The organism is Nostoc sp. NMS4, from assembly GCF_017115095.1.
Lineage (GTDB): Bacteria > Cyanobacteriota > Cyanobacteriia > Cyanobacteriales > Nostocaceae > Nostoc.
In genome coordinates this window covers 1-3,679 of the sequence record NZ_JABXKI010000440.1, presented here as the reverse complement: position 1 = coordinate 3,679, position 3,679 = coordinate 1, and the positions used below count along the sequence as shown (strand labels likewise).

Here is a 3,679-nt window from a genome sequence, read left to right as displayed (position 1 = left end):
TACTTTAGAGTTTTTCAAAAATGCGCGTTGGCAAAGCCCACCGTAGGTATCGCTAGGATTTAACGAGTATGCTATTAATTGTTACGAAGACTTGATTCGTCAAAGAATCCGCATTGGTACTCAAGATTTACGCATTCCGGCAATTACGCTGTCAGTGAATGGGATTTTGGTTACTCGCAACCGCAAGGATTTTGAGAAAATTCCTAATTTGCGTTTAGAAGATTGGACTATATCTTAATTTGTGTCAACGCTAAATTGACCTATTTGTTTATAGTTAAAAACTTCAGAGTAATATTATTAGCTTGCCAGTATTCTTTGGCTGAATTTAAAATATCCAATGCTATTTGGTACTGTGTCGGTTCAGCTTGAGCAAATATATCAGCATGGTCATACAATATGACGTATCTCTCAGCCGGACACCATGTTAAATCCGTGATACATTCATCAAAAGCATCCCAGTTAGCACCAAAGTATGTAGGAAATTGCATTGCTTCAGCAGCTTTACTTAAAAATGTTTCTTTGCTATTAATTTTTTTACCATCAAGATAAAAAACTTTAGTTCCTGGTTCTGCGGCTATTTGTTCCACTGCTTCACGTATGCCTTGTTTTATATCTATTGACGAAATATTTAGAAATTCACTCATATATTCCTCCTTACTTATCACGACTAGTAGATGACTTCTTGAAAGCTATTGTAGTGATCAGCAGTATAATAAAGTTCGGCATTTTGCCCAGTAATCAGACGGCGACTACCTCTATCTGTTGCTCCGGGAGTTGGTACTGTATACTCTCTGTAATATCCTCGCGGTTGTGGTGGCAGTAATCCTTCAAGGTTTTTGAACACAATGCCATCTTTGCTATGAGGGTAAGAACCGCCTACGGAAATAAGATTGATAGTAGCTTGAACTTCTGGAGGTAATTTGCTAATGTCAACTTGTGGTATTACACTCATTATAAATACTTTCTTTGATTTTCTCAACCACTAGCTGAAGGATATATAGAAGCTGATCGCTGTGAACTTGATTTAGAGAATGAGACAAAGTGAGTATTGTGTGGATATGTAGATACAGATCACTTATACTTTCAGTTAGCACTTAGTTATTAAGTATAGTCTCAATGTTCTGGCATTTAATCAGGATGATACCATAATCTCCCGGTTTAAGACGGGATGAACAACGTTTTAGGAGCAAAAAAACTACAGTATTTACATCTGCTTGTATCAAATTAGCTACATCTGTCGCATTCATTGTTGATGTCGATCTGCCATTTACTTCCAATATTTGATCACCAACTTCAATATTTCGCAATGCTGCTGGAGATTTTTCCAAGACATTCGTAACTTTTGGTATTTTAGTTTCTTCATTAACTTGGAATGAAATACCAATACTGACGGTATACTCTTTAATCTCACTGGTGGTTATTTCTATCGATTGCGATTGAGTTAATTTCTCTTTTGCTTCTTGTGTAGAATTAGAATTATCAGAGCTAGAAAATAGACTACTAGCAGCAAAATTAACAAGTGAAGCTAACACTAATGAGGTTAATACTAAAATAATAATAACTTGAGCATAACTTTGAATCTGGTTTGTAGTAGACAAGTGTTGATGTGTATTATTGTTTGCAGTTGTATTACTTGTCCAGATTTTCGCATAAAGAGAAGTTACTGATAAAGAAGTGCTGTTTCCAACAGCGCTTTTAAAAATACTTTGTTTGTTAGTGAGTGTACTTATTATTCTACCTATTACACTTATTCTTTGCCCTTGTTGCAGAACTATTTCTATAATTTTCTCTGCGGCAAAAGCTTTAGGTTTTAATGTTGATTCAGCAAAATCAGCTTGTTGTTTTGGTCTAGCAAAGCCAGGAAATATATCAATACCAAGTTTTGTAGAACGATCGCACCAATAACACTTATCATAAGTTTGGCTGTAATAGTGGCTGTCTACCTTTCCACAGATAGTTAACTCATTAACAGCAAGTCTGAGCGCCTTTACCCAATCCCCAGCAGTCGGGCGCAAGTTAGGATTTTGATAACCATCGTTAAAGCATCTGAGAAAACATCGCTGAACCTCTGGGTGAACAATCTCAAGAATAATTGTCCTTTCTACAGGTTGAATCAAACGGTTTGGTGCATACAGCCATAAACCCTGACGGATAAGTTCATTAGTTTCTGGAGTTTCCCCCGTACCTATCCACTTTCCTGCAAAAGGACTTTCACCACCAAACAATAACTGATAGATAATCACTGCTAACCGGAAGCGATCGTGTACTTCCGTTTGATCGATGCTAGAAAAATCTTTATCAATTAGTTCCGGTGGTGTATAATCTGGTGAACCAACTGGACAACGATAAATCTTCCCATTTACCGGATTCCGAACTTGAAAGGAATCAGTATCAATAATTGAAGGTAAGGCGCGATCGTTAACAAGAATATTTTGCGGCTTGATGTCACCCAAAACATAGCCAGAAATGTGAATTGCTTCAATAATTGAGGCGATATTCAGCGCTGTTGTGTGCAGAAAACGCCAATCAACCTCAAGTTTCAAATGCTTACGACGCTTGGGGTTGTATATATCAATAAGTTCTTTTCCTTCCTTAATTTCCGGCATCAAAAAGCCCACACAATTAGCCTGAGCATCTTTCAGTACCGACTTAGGCCAAGCAAAAGAAATATGATTGAGGTGAGAGTTTGGCTCTTTGGGTCGATGCGCTATCATCACCGCCAACTTTTGCACACGCTCAGGAGTTTGGTCGTGGTAAATTTTTGCTAAGTAACCATTGCGATTTGTTTGCCAAACCTCCGCTTCACCACTAATTTTAGGTTCACCAAGCAGAGTAATCGATTGACCCGTACTGGCACAGGTGAGAACTGTCATCGAATTTTACTCTCTATCAAACAAGCACAAAAGTAAGGTTTTATCATCATCAGTGCGAGAATTTAGCCGTTCAGAGTTGAGGAATTCCGTCAGATATTTGTCTTTCTCCTCTTCATTAACAGGTTCGTGCAAGTATTCCTCCAAAGGTTTAAAGAAAGGTGAGAAGGGTTTCCAGTCGCTCAAGCGAATTGCTACTTTCTCTAGTCCATCAGTGGAAGCACAAATAAACTCTTGTTTTTCGGAAATAACCGTTACCTGCATTTCTTTTACTGCATTTGCTGAAGTGATAAAAGTCGTTTCATTAGCAAACTCACCTTTATCTGGCTGAAACAACAGTTGATATTCTGACTCTTGGGAGCGCCTTACAATAAATCCATCCCCGATTTGCATAGCTGCAACCCAGTCAGGAGTTGCTACGAAAACCAACAATGTACAAGCTAAATCATTGACAGAATAATTTTCTTTATCTGCTTTTTTGCCTAACTCAGCAATTACCTTATTTACAGTTTTAGTAAATAATTTCTCGGCTTCTTGTTGCGAAAGTGCTTGATAAACTTTTTGCCACCAATGTTGACGCTTGCGAAGATATTCACTAATTTTTGAAAGATATTTAAGTGCCGTTTCTACCGCCAACTTAGCACCAACATCAGAATGTTTAGCACTACCAGCACCATCAGCAACAGCGCCTACAATCACATCATCAAAGATGCGATAATCCCCATAATCTTGACAATCTATCTCCTGGTTTTCATGACTTGTTCCGATCGCAGAACGCGCAACAGCTTTCCAATTCACAAAATTTCCTC

Annotated in this window: 5 protein-coding genes; 1 reads left to right on the top strand and 4 read right to left on the bottom strand. The window is 38.1% G+C overall.

Translation table 11 applies throughout. From position 1 onward, the window contains the following. Positions 1 to 91: 91 nt before the first annotated feature. On the top strand, positions 92 to 238 hold the full coding sequence (locus tag HWQ37_RS34555) for a PIN domain-containing protein (RefSeq protein ID WP_363318236.1): 147 nt from the start codon (positions 92 to 94) through the stop codon (positions 236 to 238). A 22-nt stretch (positions 239 to 260) separates the two neighbouring features. Here HWQ37_RS34555 and HWQ37_RS34550 read toward each other — a convergent pair whose 3' ends face one another. The 4 genes from HWQ37_RS34550 to HWQ37_RS34535 form a co-directional block, all read right to left on the bottom strand. Continuing rightward, complete coding sequence (locus HWQ37_RS34550) at positions 261 to 644, bottom strand: barstar family protein (RefSeq protein WP_292755905.1); 384 nt, start codon at positions 642 to 644, stop codon at positions 261 to 263. 23 nt (positions 645 to 667) lie between these two features. Then, positions 668 to 952, bottom strand: a complete 285-nt coding sequence (locus tag HWQ37_RS34545) for a guanyl-specific ribonuclease (protein ID WP_292755904.1) — start codon at positions 950 to 952, stop codon at positions 668 to 670. A gap of 142 nt (positions 953 to 1,094) precedes the next feature. Further along, positions 1,095 to 2,873 carry a PDZ domain-containing protein gene (locus HWQ37_RS34540; RefSeq protein WP_292755902.1) on the bottom strand — a complete coding sequence of 593 codons (1,779 nt, stop codon included), beginning with the start codon at positions 2,871 to 2,873 and terminating at the stop codon, positions 1,095 to 1,097. 6 nt (positions 2,874 to 2,879) lie between these two features. Next, complete coding sequence (locus tag HWQ37_RS34535; RefSeq protein ID WP_465249737.1) at positions 2,880 to 3,668, bottom strand: PP2C family serine/threonine-protein phosphatase; 789 nt, start codon at positions 3,666 to 3,668, stop codon at positions 2,880 to 2,882. Positions 3,669 to 3,679 lie beyond the last annotated feature (11 nt).